Origin of the sequence: Flammeovirga sp. SJP92 (genome assembly GCF_001583495.1) — a bacterium.
Lineage (GTDB): Bacteria > Bacteroidota > Bacteroidia > Cytophagales > Flammeovirgaceae > Flammeovirga.
In genome coordinates this window covers 253,405-275,572 of record NZ_LQAQ01000018.1, presented here as the reverse complement: position 1 = coordinate 275,572, position 22,168 = coordinate 253,405, and the positions used below count along the sequence as shown (strand labels likewise).

The 22,168-nt window shown below is 34.7% G+C and carries 15 protein-coding genes; 11 read left to right on the top strand and 4 right to left on the bottom strand.

What is annotated here, in order from left to right; translation table 11 throughout:
- Positions 1–118: 118 nt before the first annotated feature.
- Together AVL50_RS04920 and AVL50_RS04915 are read right to left on the bottom strand one after the other, a co-directional pair.
- Entirely contained in the window at positions 119–3,688 is a 3,570-nt protein-coding gene (locus tag AVL50_RS04920; RefSeq protein WP_062615364.1) for a M1 family aminopeptidase, read from the bottom strand.
- Between the two features lie 13 nt (positions 3,689–3,701).
- Entirely contained in the window at positions 3,702–4,586 is an 885-nt protein-coding gene (locus tag AVL50_RS04915; protein WP_062615363.1) for an ABC transporter ATP-binding protein, read from the bottom strand.
- Positions 4,587–4,902: 316 nt separating this feature from the next.
- Here AVL50_RS04915 and AVL50_RS04910 point away from each other — a divergent pair, with 316 nt between their 5' ends.
- Complete coding sequence (locus AVL50_RS04910; RefSeq protein ID WP_062615362.1) at positions 4,903–5,862, top strand: aldo/keto reductase; 960 nt, start codon at positions 4,903–4,905, stop codon at positions 5,860–5,862.
- Between the two features lie 165 nt (positions 5,863–6,027).
- Positions 6,028–7,215, top strand: a complete 1,188-nt coding sequence (locus AVL50_RS04905) for an aspartyl protease family protein (RefSeq protein WP_082795665.1) — start codon at positions 6,028–6,030, stop codon at positions 7,213–7,215.
- A gap of 83 nt (positions 7,216–7,298) precedes the next feature.
- Here AVL50_RS04905 and AVL50_RS04900 read toward each other — a convergent pair whose 3' ends face one another.
- A complete protein-coding gene (locus AVL50_RS04900) occupies positions 7,299–8,642 on the bottom strand; it encodes a DEAD/DEAH box helicase (protein ID WP_062615360.1) in 1,344 nt (447 codons plus the stop codon).
- Between the two features lie 313 nt (positions 8,643–8,955).
- Between AVL50_RS04900 and AVL50_RS04895 the strand changes: the two genes are divergently transcribed.
- Genes AVL50_RS04895 through AVL50_RS04875 form a run of 5 tightly spaced genes read left to right on the top strand, consistent with a single transcriptional unit; the run spans position 8,956 to position 12,146 of the window.
- The gene (locus AVL50_RS04895) at positions 8,956–10,152 is read left to right on the top strand and encodes a DUF255 domain-containing protein (RefSeq protein ID WP_062615359.1); all 1,197 of its coding nucleotides are present in this window, start codon (positions 8,956–8,958) and stop codon (positions 10,150–10,152) included.
- Positions 10,153–10,156: 4 nt separating this feature from the next.
- Positions 10,157–10,738, top strand: a complete 582-nt coding sequence (locus AVL50_RS04890) for a YfiT family bacillithiol transferase (RefSeq protein WP_062615358.1) — start codon at positions 10,157–10,159, stop codon at positions 10,736–10,738.
- Positions 10,739–10,742: 4 nt separating this feature from the next.
- The gene (locus AVL50_RS04885; protein WP_062615357.1) at positions 10,743–11,213 is read left to right on the top strand and encodes a GNAT family N-acetyltransferase; all 471 of its coding nucleotides are present in this window, start codon (positions 10,743–10,745) and stop codon (positions 11,211–11,213) included.
- Positions 11,203–11,646: a GNAT family N-acetyltransferase gene (locus tag AVL50_RS04880; RefSeq protein WP_062615356.1), complete on the top strand. Its 444-nt coding sequence runs from the start codon at positions 11,203–11,205 to the stop codon at positions 11,644–11,646. The genes AVL50_RS04885 and AVL50_RS04880 overlap by 11 nt, the downstream gene beginning before the upstream one ends.
- 5 nt (positions 11,647–11,651) lie before the next feature.
- The gene (locus AVL50_RS04875) at positions 11,652–12,146 is read left to right on the top strand and encodes a GNAT family N-acetyltransferase (RefSeq protein ID WP_216639010.1); all 495 of its coding nucleotides are present in this window, start codon (positions 11,652–11,654) and stop codon (positions 12,144–12,146) included.
- An 83-nt stretch (positions 12,147–12,229) separates the two neighbouring features.
- Here the strand turns inward: AVL50_RS04875 and AVL50_RS04870 are convergent, their stop codons facing one another.
- Positions 12,230–15,601, bottom strand: a complete 3,372-nt coding sequence (locus tag AVL50_RS04870; protein ID WP_062615354.1) for a two-component regulator propeller domain-containing protein — start codon at positions 15,599–15,601, stop codon at positions 12,230–12,232.
- A gap of 187 nt (positions 15,602–15,788) precedes the next feature.
- Between AVL50_RS04870 and AVL50_RS04865 the strand changes: the two genes are divergently transcribed.
- From AVL50_RS04865 to AVL50_RS04850, 4 genes are all read left to right on the top strand, one after another.
- Complete coding sequence (locus AVL50_RS04865; protein ID WP_063850539.1) at positions 15,789–16,337, top strand: DUF1697 domain-containing protein; 549 nt, start codon at positions 15,789–15,791, stop codon at positions 16,335–16,337.
- A 6-nt stretch (positions 16,338–16,343) separates the two neighbouring features.
- A complete protein-coding gene (locus AVL50_RS04860) occupies positions 16,344–17,963 on the top strand; it encodes a hypothetical protein (RefSeq protein ID WP_062615352.1) in 1,620 nt (539 codons plus the stop codon).
- A 312-nt stretch (positions 17,964–18,275) separates the two neighbouring features.
- Positions 18,276–20,162, top strand: a complete 1,887-nt coding sequence (locus AVL50_RS04855) for a DUF4139 domain-containing protein (protein ID WP_172826760.1) — start codon at positions 18,276–18,278, stop codon at positions 20,160–20,162.
- 329 nt (positions 20,163–20,491) lie between these two features.
- Positions 20,492–22,168: a PhoX family protein gene (locus AVL50_RS04850; RefSeq protein ID WP_253764253.1), complete on the top strand. Its 1,677-nt coding sequence runs from the start codon at positions 20,492–20,494 to the stop codon at positions 22,166–22,168.

Sequence of the window (22,168 nt, the reverse complement as noted above, 5' to 3'; positions counted from 1 at the left end):
TTCACTTTTCAACTCGTTTTAATTACTCATTGGAACTTAATACAAGTAATTCTTACAAAAATGATAGGGCAGTTCCTCTTATTTTATGAAGTTAAATAAGAGCACTTCGCCACTGAAACTATAGTTTTTTACTATTGTCATTAATCACCCTTTCAACATATAGTCTTTTAGGGTCTATCATTGCTTTTGCAGGTTTTTCATTTAACTTAATCTGAATGGTTTGGGATTCCTTTTCAAGGAATATTTTTTCAGTATAAAACAATTCCTTTTCATCATTATCCTTATAAAAACCAATTTCCACCCAATCTTTGACTGGTATATTGATTTCATTCCCAATAGAATCTGATTTGAACTTTTTGGCTTCTACTTGTAATGAAACTTCATAGTTTTCAGCGTCAATTTCATTAAGATTAGCTTCTTTGATTCTATAATCATACAGCGTAATGTCTTCAAACCAGTCAACGATAAGGTATTGAAGAGAATCTGGTACTCTTGGTTGAAGATGTCTTAAGAAATCATTGGAAGTGGGGTATGGAGGTGCCTTGTATTTGTATTCTGTTAAGAAATCTCTCAACGCCGCATTTACGCTATCTTCTCCAATAAAGTCTTGCAGGGCGTACATAATAACACTGCCTTTACCATAATGCAAATACATTTGGTTTTCCACTTCTCTCAACGGTAATTCTTTTTCTAATTCATAACTTCTACCTTTCAGGTATCTGTCATAATCATATTTTAAGAAGTTTCTCATTTTCACATCATCATTGTCAGATGCCTTTTTCATAACCATCAATGAAGAATACTCAGCAAAGCTTTCTGTCAGCATTGTGCCTCCTTGTACATTGGCGCCTACTTCTTGATGAGCCCACCATTGGTGTGCCATTTCATGAGCAATAACAGCATCTACCACATTATTCTTTTCCTCGTCTTCTAGGTCTACGATGAAACCAAAAGATTCAGAGTAAGGCATAGTGCCGGGGAATGCTTGAGCAAAATTAGCATACCTTGGAAATTCAATGATTCGAGCCTGCTTCAAATAATATGGCCCAAAGTTTTCTGTATAGTACTCCAATGAATTTTCAATAGCATCAAGCATTTTATCAATATTTACACCATGTTTTTGATCATAGTAGACTTCCATACTTACATCTTTCCACTGTCTTTTTGCGACTTCAAATTTACCAGAATTAAAAGAAACAAAATTCTGTGATTTATGATCTACTCTATAGTGATAGAAATTTCTATTGTTCTTAGTCCATTGTTTAATCAACGAACCAGGGGCAATGGCCATTTGATCTGAAGATGTGGAGATTGTCGTTTCAAAAGTAATCCAGTCCGACTGACCGTTGGAAAGGTAATTCTGTTCACATTCAGCACCACAAGGTTCATTAAGCGTAGGCATACGCTTTCTTTTTGGAAGGTTATGTTCTTTCCTTTTAAAACGGTCGCTTAATTCAAAAGAAGGGTTATAACCAAAATAAGGAAGAAAAACAAGGTTGTTGAAGAACGTTCCATTTTCCAGAATCATGGTATTTTCTTGACTATTTTTGAACCCTTTTGTGATGTAATTGGCATGAATAACAATTTCTAAGGAGTCTCTATGTTTAAGAGGTTTTTGTAAAACAAACTGCTTTACATTTAGCTCTTTGTCATGCAATACCTCAACTGCATTTTGAATTTCAAATTTAATTTCCCATTCATCATTATAAGTATACATCAAAGTATCAATACTTTCCTTATTTTCATTGACCAATTTTAATTGAGAAACAGTGTAAATATTTCTTTCAGCTGGATAGATATTCACATTGTAGTCAACGTCCACAATTTTAGGAGAGAGCATTCCTTCGTACTGCTTGTATTTTTGTTCATACTGAACTTGCAGAAGTTCTGTTTCATCGTCCGTTTTATAAGGATTAAGAATTTGAGTATTGTAGAAGATAAAGCTCGCTATACTTAACCAAACAATAAAAAGAGTACCTATTCCTCCCATGAAATTAGGATCCATTTTTTGAGGTATAATCTTGATTCTTTTCAGTAGACTTTGGCTTGTTCCTCTATTGCTTAATAATCCGCTGATAAGCAATACAATTATTCCAAATACAATCCAGTATGCATTAAACCAAATGGAAGAAATAACAGAAGGACCATAATCACTAATATCAGAGAATGTAATTCTTGGAGCACTGGCAATATCAAGCATTCTAGAGGAGATATCTAAGCCATCCAAAATCAGTTCCAATACAAACATTAAGACAATAGAAACACCAAAACCAATAAATTTATGATTTATCAGAATATGAACAAGCATTAATACTGCTGACCATGTAGCAATCATAGGCATGATGTTCAATGCATAAGCAAGGAAATAAGTACCTAGATCAATAGATGTAAAACCAGAACCTAATTGGTAAAGAATACCTAAAACAGAAAGAGATGCATAGATAATTAGAATACTTACATTGATTGCAAAGTACTTGGCGAATAGAGAAACGTAAGAACTATGAGGACTAGCATCAATGACTTCATTTAAGTGATTGTCTCTATCTTCCCATAGCAAGTCACCTGCATAGTAAACCATAATGATCAGTAAGAAAATCATAGTACTATTTTGAATATCTTCAACCACCATATAAGTGACAGGGTAGGACTTTAATCCCATATATTCATATCCTTCCATCAGTATTGCAATGAGTTGTACAAAACTGAAGAGGATTAATATTTTGAAAGTATTACTGCTTAATATGCTTTTCAGGTGGATTCTAGTAAAACTATAACATTGGGCAATATCCGTGAATTGAGAAAAGTGACCATAAATAATGGGTTTTGTAAAGATTGTATTGTCCTTTTTATTTGCCTTTTCTTTCTTCACTTTTCCTGATCTCTTTTCAAAAGAGAAGAAACCGTAAAGCACCTTCAATAATGCAAAACTAATGATTAACCACACTAGCCTATTGTATGTAATAAAGCTGTTGAAACCCGGTATTAGTGTATTTTTTTCTTGAGGTGTAAAGTATTTACTGTCCAAATTATAAGCTGATAACCCAAAAGGATCCACCATGGCCGCTAACATTTCATTTTCTAAATCAGAACTAAAGGAAAGGGCAATACTATAGCCTAAAAACAAGACCATCGTTCCAGAAAAAGAAATGGCTGTGGACCTGAAAATAGAGGCTACAGAGAAAATGACAACCCCAGAAATAAAGATATTGGGAATAATGGTTAAAAAGTAATTGGCCATAAACCCTGCAATAGACACAGGCCCCATTTTTTCTGGATCTACCCACCCCATAGCTGGAGCTATAAATGTAGCGAGTATAAAACCAAGATATATACCTAAAAATGGTAAAATAGCCAATGAGAAAGCACCCAGAAATCTACCCATGAAATAATCCTTTTTTCTAATTGGGGTAGTGAATAAGATATCATCAAAATTATTGTTGAAATCTCGTAAAGCCGCATTATTAAAAAAGGCAGTGGAGATAAAAAGACCCAATAATGAAAAGACCAATCCCATTTTCATGATGATGTGCGGGCTGTTTCTTTGTATATTTCCAATGGAACCACCAATGACAATCTGATCATTTGAAACGGCTCCAAAAGCTAATAAACCTAATAGAATAGAGAAAACGTAAATCATAGGCTGCTGAAGGCCTGATTTAATTTCTCTGCTGTAAAATTCTTTAAACATTGTGATGGAAGTTTTAGTCTGCAATAATTGAAGCGGATGTTTTAGCAAAGAAAACATCTTCTAAATCGGGCTTCACTTGAACAAACCCTTCTTCAGGCTGTTCATGATGAAGTACATGAATCACAGACTTTCCAGAATTCATTTTATTCGAAATCACTTTATGGTTTTTCTGGTAGGCATCAATAGTGTTTCGCTCTACTGTTTTTTCCCAAACAAGACCATCCAATTCACTTAACACATTTTGAGGTGACCCTTTATACATAATTTCCCCTTCATTCATAATAGCCATATCGGAGCAAAGCTCTTTCACATCATCAACGATATGTGTAGAAAGAATCACAATTACACTTTCTGCAACATCAGCTAACAAGTTATGAAATCTGTTTCTTTCCCCAGGGTCAAGACCTGCAGTCGGTTCATCAACGATAATCAATTTTGGATCTCCAATAAGCGCCTGAGCAATACCGATACGTTGTTTCATACCTCCAGAGAAACTTTTTACTGCTTTCTTTCTTTTGTCATACAAATTGACTTTCTGTAAAAGATAACCTACAAGCTCTTTACGTTCCTTTGCTTTTGAGATCCCTTTCAGTACGGCAATATGGTTTAACAGCTCTTCCGCTGATATTTTAGGGTATACTCCAAATTCTTGAGGGAGATAGCCTAATACTCTTCGTAATGATTCCGGTTCGTTGAGTACATCAATGCCATTGAGATTGATACTGCCTTCATCAGGTACTTGCAAGGTAGCGATAGTTCTCATTAAAGAAGATTTACCGGCTCCATTGGGGCCCAACAAACCAAACATTCCGCTTTCTATTTCGATGCTGATATTATTTAAGGCCTTAACGCCATTGTTATAGGTTTTTGTGAGATTTGAAATGCTTAGTCTAGCCATTCTCTTGAGTTATATTAGATTAAAAAAAGAACAAAATGAGTATATGCTGATATTATTCGAAAGTAAAAGATATTATGGATAATTTGACACTTCAAGTATGCGTTCAACACACTCAATTGATAGTTTAAACCTTTTAGTTTTTTATGAAGAATAATGTTAGTTACAGATACTCAGCACTCAAAGCTAAGAAGTTTTCTTGAATTGTTTCTTGCTCATTTGAAATTTTTATTGAGATAAATTAAAAACTGTCCTTTTTTATCAGCGGATTCAGTCGTATATTCATAGGGCAAAAACTACTCAGGAAACTATATTACACATGAGCAAAACCTTTAAATTAAACAACGGAAGGGAAATTCCCGCCATTGGGTTGGGCACCTGGAAATCGGAACCAGGTGAAGTATTTCACGCTGTCAAAAAAGCAATTGAATTAGGTTATAAACACATTGACTGTGCATCTATTTATGGTAATGAACCAGAAGTGGGAGACGCCATCAAAGAGTGTATTGATAAAGGAATTGTCAAAAGAGAAGACCTTTTCATTACATCTAAACTATGGAATGATGCCCATTTAAAAGAAGATGTTCCTAAAGCAATAGATAAGACATTAAAAGACCTGAAACTGGAGTATTTGGATCTTTATTTGATCCATTGGCCCATTGCTTATAAACCAGGGGTACAGTTTACTCAAAAAAGAGAAGAGTTTCTTACGGCGGAAGAAGCACCAATTCTGGAGACTTGGAAGGCAATGGAAGCTTTGGTTGCAGCAGGAAAAACGTATTCTATTGGTGTGTCCAATTTCAGTATTGAAAAGTTAGAACACATTTTGACCAATGCTACGATTGCTCCAGTTGTGAATCAAATTGAAATGCATCCTTTAAACCAACAACGCAAAATGATGGAATATGCGGATGCTTACGATATTATTTTAACGGCTTATTCTCCACTAGGAACAAGGGACAGTTTATCATTTGAAGATGGGGCCAATCCTCCTGTTTTGTTGGAAAATGAATTACTAAAAGAAATAGCAGAGAAGCATGACGCAAGCCCTGCACAAATTATGTTGGCATGGGCAAACCGCAGAGAAACAGTTGCTATTCCAAAGTCTGTTCATGAAGATAGGTTGCGTCAGAACCTTGTTTCACCTGAGATTAAATTAACGCCTTGGGATTTGAGAGAAATAGCAGATCTCAATGAGAAATATAGATTTGTTGATGGTTCGATTTTTACATCAGGAGGAAGTCCTTATACTCTTGAATTCCTTTGGGGAAAGAGTTGAATTGAAATGAAAAATATATAATGTTGAAGATGAGGTTTTAGACTTTTTGTTTAAAACCTCATCCTTTTTTAGGAGAAGGAATTCTTTCAAGCTTTTTGAATAAAGTTTTATTCTTCAACCAATTTTTAATGACTGGTGTCAAGATGATGTAAACAAACTATTATTATGCTATACAACAAAAAAACAATTCTATTCTTACTTCTATTACTCTCTTTTTTTGGGTGCAACCCTAAATTGGCATCCATTATTAATTCAGGAAAGACTGACGATAATTTCCGAACTGTTATTCCATTTGAAACCAAAATGGGGCTCATCATTATTGAAGCTAAAGTAAAGGGAAAACCTTATCAATTTATATTTGATACAGGGGCTATGGCATCCATCATTTCTCCAGAAATGAAAAACAGGCTTGGTTTGGAAACTCTCATGACAGAAAAGATATACGATGTTGATAATAACTATATCGAACAGGAATTTACAAAAGTGGAGCATTTTGAAATCGGTAATACTTCATTTTCGGATATTGGTGCTATCGTAATGGACTTGAATGCAATACCTACTGTCAAATGCTTTGGAGTGGACGGGTTAATTGGTAGTAACTTGTTCCGTCACGCCACTTGGTTTATTGACTATGAGAGAAAAGAAATTGTGATAGCGAATGATCGTTCACAACTAAAAAAATCTACTGAGGGTTTTACTTCTGTCAAATTCTTTGAAGGATTTGGTGGAGTACCTTCTCTTACCACTTATATTAATGAAAATAAAGTCCTTAATACGGTTATTGATTATGGGTTTGGGGGAGAAGTACAGTTGGATGAAAAACACGTAAAAAAAGTAGAGTCTGAAAAAGTACATAAAGGTTATGGTGTGACGAGTGTTGGCCTTTATGGTGAAGAAGTGCCTAAGCTATCTTATAGCGGAACGATCAAGTCATTTTCATTAGGAAATGGACTGGATTTTGAAAACCAAAAAATTACTTTTGAAGGCAAATACAGTAATACATTGGGCACGGGAATTTTCAAATACCATCATATCATTTTGGATTGGAACAATAAAGAAATTCTATTTAAAAGAAATAATATCCCTAAAAAGATAAAAAATGAGCTGGGTTATGCCTTAGGATATAGAGATGGAGCAGTGTATATCAGAAACGTCTATGAAAACTCAATAGCCATGAAGAAAGGACTCCAACTTCAAGATAAAATCATAGCTATTGACGGTGTGAATTTCGAGAGAATTGATGAAAAAAAATGGTGTGAATATTTAATCAATGCAGGGAATAGTAATACTAAGGTTTTATTGATTGAAAGGGATGGTGTACGTCATGAAATTACTTTTGAGGTGAATAGTTAATGAGGTACAGTAAAAAACATTATTCTTTCTCACTCATAACTAAATAAATAAGGGTAGACAATTTTAGTCTACCCTCACTTTAATTATTTTTTTCTGAATTTCTTCTTCAATCTTCCTCTGTTGACCGGCTTGGTTTTCTTTGGACCTCTATGTACTTTCTTGGTTTGGTTTTCAGGATTATTAATGCCTACTTTTTCATGGAAAGCACCGCCACCAGAAGGAGAGTTCGTTTTCTTAGTGACAAAGTAATTTTTAGTAGAAAGTTTAGGCTTTTCTTCTTCAGTGAAGATGTCTGATACTTTCACTTCCTCAGGCATTGGCTCCAGTGGAATTGGCTTTTTCATCAATTCCTCAATCATCATCTGGTATTCTTGCTCTACTTCATTGATGAATGTTATGGCTAAACCTTTTTCATCCGCTCTACCTGTTCTGCCAATTCTGTGAATGTATTCTTCTGGTATTTCAGGTGTGTCAAAATTGATGATATGCGTGATGCCTTTAATATCAAGACCTCTGGCAATAATATCTGTAGCAACAAGGATTTTCAATTTTCCTTCATCAAATTCGTCTACCATTCTGAAACGGTAATTTTGAGATTTGTTGGAATGAATCACACCTACCTTTTCAGGGAAAAGCTTTTCAATCATTTCAAAAAGACGATCTGCAAGCTTTTTATTTCTAACGAATACTAGCACCTTTTCCATTTCTGGCTCATGAGCTAAAAGGTATTCGAGTAAATTCACTTTTGTGAAGAAGTTAGGTACATGATAAGCACGTTGTGTTACTTTATCCGCCGGCGTACCTGTTTTTGCAATTTCAACTTTTGTTGGTTTTCTGAAGAAAGTTTTAATGATTTCTTCTACATCGTCTGTGATAGTAGCTGAAAGCATGATGTTTTGACGGCGTGGAGGTAGCAAATCCATCAAGCGGGTAAGCTGAGGTCTGAAACCAAGGTCCAACATTTCATCCACTTCGTCAATCACAAACTTATGAATTGCTTTGAGTTTCAAGACACCTGACAACGCTAAATCATATACTCGACCAGGAGTACCTACCAAAATATCTACGCCTTCATTGACATATTGTTTTTGAGTGTTGATATTAGCACCGCCGTACACTCCCAATATTCTCAAAGACTGATATTTAGAAAGGGATTTGGCCTCTTCTACAACCTGAGCTACAAGTTCTCTGGTTGGTACAATAATCAAAACTCTAGGTTCATATTGCTTAGAGAAATTTAAATTTTGAAGAATCGGAAGAAGATAGGCCAGGGTCTTACCCGTACCTGTTTGAGCAATACCAATCATATCTTTCCCTGCTCCAATCACCGGAAAGGCTTGCTCCTGAATTGGAGTCACGTTGATAAATTCTAAATCATTAATCGCGTTTAGAATAAACTTATTTAGCTTTAATTCGTCAAATGTCACTTTCTCAAAATTTATGTTTCTACAAAGTTACATTCTAAGTGGAATAAAGTCAGAAAATAAAGAAGATTTATAACACTCATTGACACGCATGGTCTAAAAATGTATCTTGTGTTGATAAACATTTACACTTTTAAATAGATTGTCAGTTATTTCATATTGATCTTTTCAATCTCTTACAACATGTAATTTACGTCGTACGTTTTTTGATTTTTATTTTAATGTCCAATTAAAACGAATGAGGAATTAGCTTTATAAATGTACTGATAATCAATTTGTAGTATTTATATCGGGAATCTCTAGCAAGCCATTACCAATGATCAAACAACAATTATTACTATTAATAGGGTTTTTCATGATACACCCTCTTATTGCTCAAAAGGTTGATTTTTATGAAGGAGAATGGGAAGAATTATTAAAAGAGGCAAAACAGAAAAATTTACAAGTTTACGTGGGAGTCTTTACTCCACATTGTGAATCGTGTAAGGAAATGGACCGACATGTCTACGGAGACAAGGAAGTAGCCCTATTTTATAATGAACATTTTATAAGCTATAAAGTGAGTGTTCATTCTGATTTGGGAAGTTTCATCGTTTCCAATTATAATATCAGGTCGTTTCCAGCCCACTTGTACTTTTCTTCAAACGGAAAAATTTTGCATCAGGCAAAAGGAAAAATACCGGTTAACGTATTTTTAGAGAAGGGAGAAGAAGCACTTTCTCCAAGTACACAGCTTTATACTTTAAGGCAGAAAGTCGATGATGGAGAAGACCTGTCTCTTAATGAATACTTGAATTATACCCTTGCTTCTTATGAGACAGGCGTGATGGATCATTCCACCAATGACAAGCTTTTCACATTACTAAAACCAGAAGATTTAAATAATAAAAAGGTGAAATCGGCAGTGAGCCAGATTTTGTATAATTCCGATGTCAACTCAGAAGCATTCCGCTTTTTTGTGCAATACAAGCCATTATTTGCGGATATTTATTCACCTCAAAAAATGAATAAAATCTATAGAGGACTGGCCAAAAATACACTTTCCTCTTCCATGAAGGTTAAAGATATTCAGTCCTTTGAAGAGAAAATGGAACAATTGAAAAAGGTGCTTCCCAATACCATTGCTCTTCGAATGGCATTCAGTTATGAGCCACGTTTTTTCCTGTCGATGGGGAATGATGAAAAGGCGTTTCTCTCTATTCAGAATAACTTCAGGTATATACAATCAAAACCCAACCCGTCTGAACTGAATAAATGCAACGATTGGGCTTGGTATTATTATCAGCATTCTGATAAAACCGAACAGCTGGAAGAGGCGTTGAAGTGGGTGACATTTAGTATTTCCAAGCAAAAGTCATTTAGCTATCTAGACACTCAAGCCCACTTGTATTATAAATTAGGCCGATATCAGGATTCGGAAAATGTGGCACGAATGGTGCAAAAACATTATCAAGAAACTGGGCGAGATACCAAGGCAATCTCTCAGTTATTAAGCAATATAAAAGTACACTGATCTTATGAACAACTCCCACACTACACTCGAAGCATTAAAATACCCTTTTGGACAATTTGAAGTTCCTTCATACATCCAAGAGAATCAAATTAATTTATGGATTCATGAAATTCGTTTATTTCCCAAAAGGGTGAAAGAACTGGTCAAAGACCTTACTAAAGACGAGCTGAATTTAGTTTACAGGCCTGAAGGTTGGTCGATAAAACAAGTAGTGCATCATTGTGCGGATAGTCATATGAATAGTTATATCCGCTTTAAGTTGGCTTTAACAGAAGAAAATCCATCCATCAGACCATACTTTGAAGACCGATGGGCAGAGTTGGTTGATAGCCAGGAGGAGGATTTATCAGATACTTTACATTTGATTGAATTTCTTCATAAAAAATGGACATATTTGTTGGAGAGGCTGAGTGAGGAAGAGTTAGATCGAACTTTTTTTCATCCAGAATCTGGAGAGCAAACGGCTTTAAAAGAGAATATTGGCATTTATGCGTGGCATTGCAATCATCATTTGGGCCATATCAAACAAGCTCTAAAATACCGTAATGTTTTCCCTGAAATAGTTGAAAACCTAGAAGCAAAATGAGATTATGATTACTCTGATCAAAACAGACGCAAAGCACCGTGATTTTTTACATTTGGTAAATTTGCTGAATCAAGACCTTGCCGTTAGAAATGGCGATGATCATGAATTTTATATGCAGTACAATGGTTTAGAGGATATTGACCATGTGGTATTGGCGTACAGTGAAGGAAAAGTAGTGGGTTGTGGTGCCATGAAAGAGTTTGAAGAGAGAGTTTTTGAAGTGAAAAGAATGTATGTTCTTCAAGATCAAAGAGGTAAGGGAGTGGCTACAAAAGTCCTTCAAGAATTGGAAGATTGGGGTGTTGCTATGAATCTGAAGGCGCTGGTTTTAGAAACAGGTTTGATGTTGCCAGAAGCTATTGGTTTATATGAGAAATATGGCTTTGATAAAACACCAAATTATGGCCAATATGTAGGCAATGAAGATAGTGTTTGTTTTAGAAAAGAATTAAAATCTCCGTCCTATGAAAGTTAGAAAAGCAAATTTTACAGATTTTGATCAACTAGCGGCATTGTTTGATGCCTATAGAGTTTTTTATAAGCAGGAGAGCGATCTTGAAGGAGCAAAACAATTTTTACAGGATAGAACCGAAAGAGGAGAAAGTACCATTTATGTAGTAGAAGATGATGGTCAGCTAGTGGGGTTTGTACAGCTTTATCCTATTTTTTCATCTACAAGAATGAAAAGGCTTTGGTTACTCAATGACTTATTTGTTTCACCTTCTCACAGAGGAAAAGGAGCTTCAAAACTCCTGATGGGAGAGGCTAAAAATCTGGCGAAAATGTCGGAGGCTGCAGGTTTGATTCTTGAAACAGAAAAAACAAATACAGTAGGAAATCAATTGTATCCAGCTGTAGATTTTAAATTAGACACAGAACATAATTTTTACTATTGGGACGTAGAGTAATAGAATTGAAACCACTATTGAAAGAGAATGTTATTCCTTTTTATCAGTGGCTCAATGATCCTGAAGTAATCCGATATTCTCTATCTCTTTTTCAGAAATTAAATACTGAAGAGGAGATAGATTTTTGGTTTAAAGGAGTATTGAGAGATACAAAAACACTTTCCTTGGGAATTTACACAGACGGTAAGTTTGTGGGCTATGCAGGAATATCCAATTTATCAAGCGTGAATAAGTCGGGAGAGTATTATATTTTTATAGGAGACAAATCTTATTGGGGAAAAGGCGTAGGAACTGAAGTAACAAAGCAAATTATTCAGATAGCTTTTGAAGAAAAGAATTTGGAAAGATTGATGCTGACAGTGTCTGTACCCAATAAAGGAGGAGTGCTAGCTTATCAGAAAGCAGGCTTTAAAAAAGAAGGAGTTTTAAGAAATGCCGCGCTGAGAGATGATCAGTTTCATGACAAAATTATAATGTCAATCTTAAAGTCAGAGTATTAAAACGACAATAAGTTTCCATCAGCTCAGAATTTTTTCTAAGCTGATGGAATTATTTAATAGTTTAAGACTTAGTTTTCCATGTACTATACCTTGAAAATGATCATGGTAACATCATCCCTTTGTAGAGTATATTTTTCTAATAATTGCTCAAAAGCAAACTTCTGACGGTCCAATTCCTTATCACCAATTGTTTCAATTAATTTATACAACTGTTTAGAACCTACCTTTTTCTTATCTAGATTGGCTTGATCCACAATACCATCAGTAAATAGATAGAGGCAATCGCCTTCCTGAATTGTTGTAGAATAAATATTGAACTCCTTTTTAGTAGAGCGGTGAGTACCACCAATTCTGGATTTATCTGTCGGCAACACCTCCACTTCACCTTTGTTTTTTCTCCAAATAACAAGAGGAATTTTTGCACCAGCAAATAGAACTTTTTCTTTCTGTTCTAGTGATCTTGCCATTAAGATGATATCCATGCCATCACTATTATTAGAGACTTCTTGGCGTAATGAGATGTAGATTTCTTTACGTAAAATCTCTAAGATTTTGGCAGGGTCTGATGTATTGATCTGATTAATGGCTTTATTCAAAATGGAGTAGCCAAGCATCGACATAAATGCTCCAGGAACACCGTGTCCCGTACAATCTACTACAGCTCTATATTGGTAGCCATGGTGATTGAAAGCCCAATAATAATCGCCAGATACTACGTCTTTTGGTTTATAAATTACCTCAACATCATTTCCAATTTGTAACTCCTGTTTGGAAGGGAGAATAGCGGATTGGATATTCTGAGCATAACGAATACTATCCTGTATAGTTTGCATTTGATGATTGATAGTTGAGTTGGCGGTTTGCAGCTCTTCATTTCTTTCGGTGAGGAATTTTCTTTGTTTAGAAATTTCTTCTGCTTGAATTAATAATTCCTCGTGCTTTGCTTGCAAATCTTGTTGTTGAACCTGTAATGTATAATTGGATTCTGCCAATTCGTTGGTTCTATGTTTCACCTCAGCTTCGAGGATGTTTTTCTGAATTTCTAATTGCCTTGTTCTATAATTAATGATCAAAACGACAATCAATATTCCTCCAATGGCTATTAAAACCCTGAAAATCCATGTTTGCCAGAAAGGAGGTGTAATAATGATATCCAGTGTAACCGGCTCATCATTCCAGATGCCGTCATTATTACTGCCAATAACTTTAAAAGTATATTTCCCTGGAGACAAATTAGAGAATTGAGCCACATTAGAATTTCCATTATCAACCCATTCGTCATTAAGGCCTTCCAGTTGATATTTATATTGATTAAAACCAGAGTAGGTATAATTTAAGGCTACAAAACTTATCTTAATATTGTTTTTATGGTGAGGCAGATGAATTCTATTCGTAAAAAGAATACTCTTCTCAATAAGTGATTCTTTACTGCTTGGCTTTAATTCTTTATTGTTGATAAACAAGCTCTGTATTGCAAGCTTCGGTTTGTATTGATTGCTGATGATATCTTCAGGATAAAAAGCACTAAAACCATTGACTCCACCAAAAAGCATCAATCCTTCTTTTGTAGTATAAGAGGAACCATATGCAAATTGGTCATCTTGCAAACCATCAATTCTACCAAAAACTTTACTCTCATAAGTGTCAACATCCATTTTGATCAGACCGTTGGAAGAACTGATCCAGAAGTCGCCTTGACTGTCTTCTTCTATTTTGAAAATGCTATTAGAAGGGATTTCAGGTTTTGCTATGCTTTTGATAAATTCTTTTGTAGAAAGATCATACACAAAAAGTCCTTCATTGAAAGAGCCTATCCATAGTTTTCCATTTTTATCAATAAAAGAAGTGGCCGTTTTCTGGTCTTTACCAGGTATTTCTATATGTTCAAAATGAGCTAGGTTTTGGTCATTGTTGATATTTACCCCTCTAAATGTGGTAATATAATGATTCCCAGAATTGTCATGTTTCACCTCCAGAACAGCATCATTGCTCATGGAAGTTTCTGTATTTTTATCATGTGTAAAAACATCAATATGTCTTGTGTCTGTATTGACAAGTACAAGACCGCCTTTTGTGGCTCCCCATAATAGTCCTTTAGTATCAAAAGAAAGATGTCTTATCTCATCAGATAACATTTTTCCATTGGTCGTTTGCTGATTGAAAGGCTTTAGAAATTTCTTCTTTTTCAAATCAAAAACCTGAATACCCGAAGTGTAAGTAGCAATATAAACCAATGGTTTTGTGGGATGTTCCACCATACTTAAAATGACACTGTTTTCTAAAGGATCATTTTTTAGAAGAGGTTCAAAATACAAATTGGCGTCTTTATCATTCTTCAGCACGTTAATTGAACCACCGTCAGTACCGATCCAAAAATCTCCATTTCTTAGCTCCAGAAAAGACAGAATAACATTGGACGAAAGGGATTTATCATCTCCTTCTACCTTACGGAAAGTTTCAAATCTGTTCTCTGCTGTTTCATATTTTAAAATTTCATTGAATACGGTACCAATCCATAATGTTCCCGCTTTATCCACAAAAAGGTCATAGATTCTGTATTTCTTTTGTACACCATTCGTGTAGGAATGAATTCTTTCAATTCTTTCTCCTGAAATTTTAATTAATCCTTTTTGACCGCCAGCCCATACTATACCTGAGTTCATATCAGTGTAAAGACTCCATATAACGTCTTCCTTTATTTCTTGAGATAATTTAATCTCAACTTTTTTCTTATTGTAGGCATTGATTGCATGCAACCCTTGAAATGAGCCTACATAAATTTCTTTTTTATCTATAGAAAGTGCTAACGATAATACATTAACGTTGTCAAATGCACCGACTTTTTCTACATTTCCTTTCTTATCAATATAGAATAACCCTTTGGAAGAGCCGATCCATAAGGTATTGTATTCATCTTCAATCACTGAAGTAGCTTCTCCTATATCAATATCAGTTTTAATTTTTTCAAAAGAAGAACTACTACTTTTCTTGACGAAAACACCTTCTGAAGTTGCCATCCAAAGGTTTTTCTTTTTATCCTCCAGAAAATCAGAAACTAATAGTTCATTAAAATCAATATCTTTCTGAAAATACGTATTGAACTGTTCTAAAACTGGGTTATAATAGGATAAACCACCATAAGTGCCTATCCAAACTTCACCATTGCTTAATTGAATTAGTGAGGCGATGTCATTATTTGGAATAGCATGATCTGTATTTTCTCTGGTGAACACATCAAATTTTTCACCATTGAATTTGAGGAGACCTTCTTGTGTTCCTATCCAAAGAAAATCTTTTTCGTCTTGCAGTATTGCTTTAACCTTGGATATTTTTACATCCTTATAGGCTATGCTTTTGTCTAACGTTACAAAATGTACTCTTTTCGGTATTGGATTTTTGGCATATAACTGAAAAGATACAACTAATGTAAAGAGTAGTAGGCTCAGTTGTTTCATTAAAAAATGTAGTAGTAGATTTAAAAAGTGTTTTATCTATAAAAAAATCAATTTTTGATTGAAAATTCTAAATGATTCTGCTGTTTATATTACTTAGGTTCAATCTAAACATAAAAAATGGAATATTGAAAAAAAATAATGTTATTGTAGGTAATGTTAAGCAAGAATTGAAATAACATTACATAAAATGAAATACATAAGTCTATTAAGGGGGATAAATGTTGGTGGCCGAAGGAAAATATTAATGGCTGATTTAAAAGATATTTATGCTCAACACCAATTAAAAAAACTACAAACTTATATTCAATCTGGAAACGTTTTATTTGAATATGAGTCCTCTTTGAATCTACTAGAATTGAGTGAGAAAATTAAAACTGATATTCATGAAAAATACGGCTTTGATGTTCCTGTAATTACAGTGGATTTACAAATATTAAAAAATGTTGTAAAACTCAACCCCTATTTTAGGGGAAACGTATTAATAGATAGTCTACACCTTACGGTGCTCTCTACAATTCCTGAAAAAGATAAATTAGAGCAAATTGTCTCTCCCGTCAATGGAGATGAATTTTTGATCCATGAAAACTTTGTTTTCATCAAGTGTCAAGGAAAATACAGTCAATCCAAGTTATCCAATCAGTATTTTGAAAAGAAATTAGGTGTAGAAGCAACCACTAGAAACTGGAAAACAGTAGAAAAGTTGATTGCTTTACACGATGATCAACAAAACACATAGCGTCAAATGAAAAAAACTATCACTTATGCTTCAATATCGATTATCCTATTACTTTTATTGTATTACTTATTTCTTCCTACTGTAAGATTTGATTTTACGGGCTGGATCATTGCTATTCTAGCAGTAGCAGGTGCTATCTTGTCTATTGAATCAATTGTGGAGCAAAGTAGGAAAATTACGCCTGTAAAAACAGTAACGCTTTCCATTCTTATTCTAGGACTTCTATACGTGACAGTGGTGCCTTTTACCACTTCTTGGGCTTTGCTCAGAAGTAAAGATTATAGAGACTTGATTGGAGAGGTAAAGGCAGGTGAAAACTTCACAGATCATGTAGCTCCAATTTCCACAGATGAAATTAGAATTGTGGATAACGCAATGGCTCACCGTTTGGGAGACAAAGTGTTAGGGTCCATTCCTTCTTTAGGAAGTCAGGCAGAATTGGGGGAGTTTAGTATTCAGAAAGTCAATGGAAAGTTGTATTGGGTCGCACCATTGTTACACTCTGGTATTTTCAAATGGAACAACAACCGTGAAGGAACGCCAGGCTATGTGATGGTTTCAGCTACCAACGAAAGAGATGTTGAGTTGGTTCAAACTGTTGGAGGAAAAGGTGTACAAATCAAATATCAGCCAGGTGCTTATTTCTCTACTGATCTTCATAGACATATTTATTTCAATGGTTATATGACAAAAGGGTTTACTGATTTTTCTTTTGAGATAGATGATGATGGAAAACCGTATTGGATTGTGACTTTATATGATAAGAAAGTAGGATTTTCAGGTAGAAATGCCACAGGCGTTTTAACAGTTGATGTTACTACTGGCGAAATCAAAGAATATGAAATTGATAAGGCTCCAATTTGGATTGATAGAATTCAGCCGGAAGACTTTATTGTAAAGCAATTAGATGATTGGGGAGAGTATGTATTAGGTTATTTTAATTTCTCTAATGAAAGAAAGCTAACCACTACTAAAGGTATTTCTCTAGTATATGGAGCCAACAATAGAGCGTATTGGTATACAGGATTAACCTCTGTGGGAAGTGATGAAGGAACAGTGGGTTTTGTCTTGGTAGACACCAGAACCAAAGAAACAATTTGGTACCGTCAGATTGGTGCTACTGAACAAGCCGCTCGACAATCAGCGATGGGTAAGGTGCAAGAGAAAGGATATGTAGCTTCTTTCCCAATTACTTATAATATCAATGGAATGCCAACTTATGTGATGTCTTTAAAAGACAGAGCGGGCTTGATTAAAATGATTGCTATGGTTTCTGTAGAAGATTACACAATTGTTGGAGTAGGAAATACAATCAAGGAAGCATTAAGATCATATAAAAACAGCTTGAACAGTAAAGGTAATTCAGTGTCACCAAGCACTTACGCCAATACTTTCGAAATCACATCTGTTGTGACCAGAATAAGTAAAGACATCAGAAATGGTAATACCAATTACTATTTAATGGTAAGAGACAAGCAGGAAAAACTCTTTATTGGATCTTCAATGATTTCAAGTGAATTGCCGATTACAGCAGTTGGTGATAGTATCACGGTAAGATATGATGATAGTAATTCAGAAATAGTGGACATTGTTGACTTTGAGAATTTAACCATTGATTTGAAATAAAATAAAACATACAAAATAATATGCCTGATGGGATTCCTGTCAGGCTTTTTTGTATATTGAATCTTGAATACACTGTAAATATAAATGATAGACGTTTATGGTTTAGCTCGCAGTGCATTTATGTAATTAAGAAACTAAGTACAAATTCAAAATTATCTAATACTAATTCTATTTATTGTTTTGCGATTACCTCCTTCAAAAAACTTTCAATAGAACCACTATTAATTCGTTTTTTAGCGTTGTACTCACAAAAAATAAATTAGAATTAACTATGATTTATTTTTGACGTTGTACTTATTGAAATAAATGGATATGAAAACTACAATCACACTTCTCTTTTTTCTTCTTTTTCAAACTTACGTAATGGGGCAGTCTTTTCAAGAAAAGAAAATGAAAAGTACCATTAAATCAGCTAGAGTTTTTCTGAAAGGAGCCGAACTTTCTAGGAAAGGTTCAATAAAAGTGGCCAAAGGAAAATACAGACTGACACTCAATAAACTATCTACTTCTATAGACGGTAACAGTTTACAGGTAAAGGGCAAAGGAGATTTTACGATTCTCTCTTCTAAGTTTAATATTAATGTGACGGAAAAACCTATCAATAATTTATCTGCTGATAGTTTGTTGGTAGAAATAGAGAAAATAGATTTTAAATTGAAGCAAATCAATAAACGAGAAAATCTACTTCGTCAAAAAGAAGTTTTAATCTCTAGCAATAATAAACTAGGAAGTGCAGAAAAGGGAGTAAATTCTACTGATTTGACACAGATGTTGAATTTATATGAAACTCAAATCACAAAAATTAATAATGAGTATTTAGAGTTGGAGAAAAAACAGAAACAACTCGAAGAAGAAAAGGCTACTTTAAATTATCACTTTAAACAGGCTGGTGGTGTTGAACAGTTTAGATCAGGTGAAATTATAGTTGAAATAGAATCTAAAGCGGTACAGACAATCACTTTGGAGGCTTCTTATTTTATTGGGGATGCCGGTTGGATACCAAAGTATGATATCAGAGCAGATGATATTACAAAACCACTGAAATTAGAATACAAGGCAGGTGTATATCAAAATACAGGAATAGAATGGAAGAACGTGGATTTGACATTATCCAACGGTGAGCCTGCTCAATCTGGTGTGATACCTCAGTTGCAAAAATGGGAACTAAACTATGCTAGGTATACCAGGACAGCAGATAAAAAGTATCAGGCTTATGTTGGAAATAAAATTACAGGTGTAGTGAATGATGAGAATGGTGAACCATTACCAGGAGTTAATATTGTTTTTGAAGGAACAACTATTGGTACAGTAACAGATTTTGATGGGCGATTTTCTATTACCAAACCCATAGAAGCAACACATTTTTCAGTTCAGTACATAGGTTTTATAACTCAAAAAATACCAATTGATAGGTCAAATTATATTCTCTATTTAGAAGCAGATACTCAAACATTAGACGAAATGGTGGTGATAGGTTATGGCAATACTGGGAGAAATAGCGGTAAAAACAGACCAAAGGCAGCAGCATATACTTCAAAGCCTCAACCGAAAAAAGAAGCTGTAAAAATGACTTCTGAGATGAAAGTCAATACAACTACAGTAGACTTTAAGATTGATAAAAAATATACGATCAAGTCTGGTGCAGGAAGCATTGCTGTGAATATGAAGGAATACGAGATACCTGTAGACTATCAATACTTCTCAATTCCGAAACTGGATCAATCTGCTTTCTTGATTGCAAAAATTCCATCTTGGGATCAATACAATTTATTAAGTGGTGAAGCGAATTTATTTTTAGAAGGTGGATATGTAGGTACTACATTAGTTGAAGCCAATACTTTATCAGATACTTTGGATATATCACTGGGCAGGGATAAATCTATCGTCGTTAATCGAAATAAAGTAAATGAACTGGCTAAGAAGAAATCAATAGGATCTACGAAGACGGACAGTAGAGAGTTTGAACTAGAAATCAGAAACAAAAAGTCGTCTTCAATTAAAATTGAGTTTTACGATCAGGTACCTGTATCTGTCAATAGCCAAATTATAGTGGAGACAGAAAAAAAATCAGGAGGTAACTTGAATGAAAGTAATGGTTTTATTCAATGGAAAGAAAAAATTGAGCCAGGAAAGAATAGTAAAAAGTCATTTAAGTATACAGTGAAGTATCCGAAGAAGGAAAAAGTAATTCTTGAGTAAATAACAATTTAGATTAAATTTAGATAAGCAGTACACATTAAATTAAAGAAAGTAATGTGTACTGCTTTTTGTTTTAACATAATAGAGAACTGAATTTCAAAACAATTGAGTAAGTGAATGAATATTTACTTAAAATGAAGTGGTTGACATGAATATTAGTTTACATTGAGAAAATAAAGGTTAATTTTATGTAAAATGTAAGGTGTTGCGCTTTGTTATTTATTCATGAATGCATTAAAATAATGTAAATCTAGCTTAACTAAATCCAATTTTACTCTCTCTACTTTTGCGGTGATAACAAACTAATCATTCATCCAATCATCGTAACAATGAAAAAACTTATTATCTCTTTGTTCTACGTGACAGCACTACTTTCTTGCTTAACTTCTTGTGAGACAAAAGAAGAAACTAAAGATCCACAAGAGATCATCGGAACAGGTAAAGTAGTAGATTATACAGTATCTGAAGATGGTACAACAGTAACTGTAGAATTCGAAAATGGCCAAAGATCAACTATCACTTTTGATGAGCCTTTATTAGGAGAGCAAGGTGTAGGTATCCAATCTATCACTTTTGATGAAGCAACAGGAACACTAACAATCACTTTAACAGATGGTACTGTTTCTACTTTCCCGATTGTAGCAGCAGATCCAGTAGTTGAGTTGAAAAATCACTCAATGACTCCTCACTTATTAAAGCGTCACTCAGGTTTTGAAGATTTAGAAATCTATTCTATCCTTTCTTCAGAAGATGCTTTAGAGCAAAGCCCAGACTTCTTCTATGGTTCAATGGCTGACGGTGCTGGTCTTTTACGCAATGATGACGGTACTTTCACTTTGATCAATAACATTGAAGCACACTACTCAGTGGCTCGTATCTCATTTGACAAAACTTTCAAGCCTGTAAAAGGTGAAATCATCTTGAATGCTGAAGCAACTGCAAGTACAGCTCAATGTTCAGGTACTTTGATTACTCCTGAAGAACACGGATTTGGTCCATTATACCTTAGCGGTGGAGAATGGGGTGGTTCTGCTAGATATGTATATGCTACAGATCCATTCAGAGATGCTTCAGAAGCAGGTACGGCTAGAACTTTAACGTCAATGGGACAGTGGACTATTGAAAATGCAGTTCCATTAAACAAAAATGCATTCCCTAACAAAACAGTTGTAATGATCGGTGATGACTCTCACAGTGACGCAGGTGGACAGTTAGTAATGTATGTTTCTGAAACTGTAGGTGACCTTGACAACGGTAAATTGTATGCCTTGAAAGTAGGTGACGGTACTGTAACTGACAATGATTTAGTAGCTGAGGGTGCAGGTGAGTTTGACGTAACTTTCGTAGAGTTAGAAGAAAGAACTTATGATGCATTAAACGAAGAAGCAATCAGCAAAAACATTATGGCTTTCAACCGTGTGGAAGACATTGACTACAGAAGAGGTTCAGCAGCAGCTAACCGTGAAATCTACTTCACTGCTACTGGTCGTACAGCTTACAATGACACAAGAACTAAATACGGTAGAGTTTACAAAGTCGTATTAGATGAGAATGATCCATTGAAAGGTAAAATCTCAGTAGTATTAAACGGAGATGATCTTACAGGTAAGGCTAAAAGATTACATAGCCCTGACAACATTTTAGCAACATCAAACTTCTTATACATCCAAGAAGATCCAAATGGTTATGCTGATGCTCCTGAAAAAGAGCACGATGCTTACTTATACCAGTACAACTTAAATACTGGTCTATTAAAAGTAGTATTAGAGTCTGATCACAGAGGTTCTACAGGATTAGACAACGGATATGCTTCGGCTGCTGACCGTTGGGGTAAGTGGGAGTTGACAGGTATGATTGATGTTTCTGATGAGTTGGGAATGGAAGGTACTTTCATCTTGATTCAACAAGCTCACTCATGGTATGATGAGTCGTTCAAAAACCCTACAGGTCATGGTGATGCTATGGAAGGTAGTATCTTAACTGTAGTGAAAGGTTTAGAGCGTTAA

What these genes read in the sequence shown, in the direction of transcription:
- AVL50_RS04920 (WP_062615364.1), bottom strand. Translation starts at nt 3,688, where the DNA reads ATGTTTAAAGAATTTTACAGCAGAGAAATTAAATCAGGCCTTCAGCAG.
- AVL50_RS04915 (WP_062615363.1), bottom strand. Translation starts at nt 4,586, where the DNA reads ATGGCTAGACTAAGCATTTCAAATCTCACAAAAACCTATAACAATGGC.
- AVL50_RS04910 (WP_062615362.1), top strand. Translation starts at nt 4,903, where the DNA reads ATGAGCAAAACCTTTAAATTAAACAACGGAAGGGAAATTCCCGCCATT.
- AVL50_RS04905 (WP_082795665.1), top strand. Translation starts at nt 6,028, where the DNA reads ATGCTATACAACAAAAAAACAATTCTATTCTTACTTCTATTACTCTCT.
- AVL50_RS04895 (WP_062615359.1), top strand. Translation starts at nt 8,956, where the DNA reads ATGATCAAACAACAATTATTACTATTAATAGGGTTTTTCATGATACAC.
- AVL50_RS04890 (WP_062615358.1), top strand. Translation starts at nt 10,157, where the DNA reads ATGAACAACTCCCACACTACACTCGAAGCATTAAAATACCCTTTTGGA.
- AVL50_RS04885 (WP_062615357.1), top strand. Translation starts at nt 10,743, where the DNA reads ATGATTACTCTGATCAAAACAGACGCAAAGCACCGTGATTTTTTACAT.
- AVL50_RS04880 (WP_062615356.1), top strand. Translation starts at nt 11,203, where the DNA reads ATGAAAGTTAGAAAAGCAAATTTTACAGATTTTGATCAACTAGCGGCA.
- AVL50_RS04870 (WP_062615354.1), bottom strand. Translation starts at nt 15,601, where the DNA reads ATGAAACAACTGAGCCTACTACTCTTTACATTAGTTGTATCTTTTCAG.
- AVL50_RS04865 (WP_063850539.1), top strand. Translation starts at nt 15,789, where the DNA reads ATGAAATACATAAGTCTATTAAGGGGGATAAATGTTGGTGGCCGAAGG.
- AVL50_RS04860 (WP_062615352.1), top strand. Translation starts at nt 16,344, where the DNA reads ATGAAAAAAACTATCACTTATGCTTCAATATCGATTATCCTATTACTT.
- AVL50_RS04855 (WP_172826760.1), top strand. Translation starts at nt 18,276, where the DNA reads ATGAAAACTACAATCACACTTCTCTTTTTTCTTCTTTTTCAAACTTAC.
- AVL50_RS04850 (WP_253764253.1), top strand. Translation starts at nt 20,492, where the DNA reads ATGAAAAAACTTATTATCTCTTTGTTCTACGTGACAGCACTACTTTCT.